This is a genomic window from Motilimonas pumila, from assembly GCF_003596335.1.
GTDB classification, from domain to species: Bacteria; Pseudomonadota; Gammaproteobacteria; order Enterobacterales; family CBDFNC01; genus Motilimonas; species Motilimonas pumila.
Genome location: NZ_QZCH01000170.1, coordinates 1 through 538, shown reverse-complemented (window position 1 = coordinate 538; position 538 = coordinate 1). Strand labels below are relative to the sequence as shown.

General features: G+C 69.0%; 1 protein-coding gene. It reads right to left on the bottom strand.

Annotation, left to right across the window (positions count from 1 at the left end):
• Positions 1 to 538: FAD-dependent oxidoreductase (locus tag D1Z90_RS21080; protein WP_158587213.1), on the bottom strand; the 538-nt coding region annotated here is incomplete at both ends.

Sequence of the window (538 nt, the reverse complement as noted above, 5' to 3'; positions counted from 1 at the left end):
AGCCCGACGGTGGCGACCTGCGGGTCGGTGAAGACCACGGCCGGCATTGCGGTGAGATCAAGCGCCGCCTCGCCGCCGGTCATGTTGACGGCCGCGCGCGTGCCGCCGGCCGCCGCGACGTAAACGAACTGCGGCTGGTCGGTGCAGTCGCCAGCAGCATAGATGTCCGGCGCGCTCGTGCGTAGGCCGTCATCGACGACGATGGCGCCTTGCGGGTTCACCGTCACGCCGGCGGCTTCGAGATTCAGGCTGCGCGTGTTCGGGCTGCGGCCGGTGGCGATCAGCAACTTGTCGGCACGCAGCTCACCTTGGGCGGTCGTGAGCACGAATTCACCGTCCTGATAAGCCACCTGACTCGCCTGGGTATGCTCCAGCACGGCTATCCCTTCGGCGCGGAAGGCATCGGTCACAGCCGCGCCGATGGCCGGGTCCTCGCGGAAGAACAGCGTGCTGCGCGCCAGGACCGTGACCTGGCTGCCCAGCCGGGCGAAGGCTTGCGCCAGTTCAACGGCCACCACCGACGAGCCGATCACCGCCA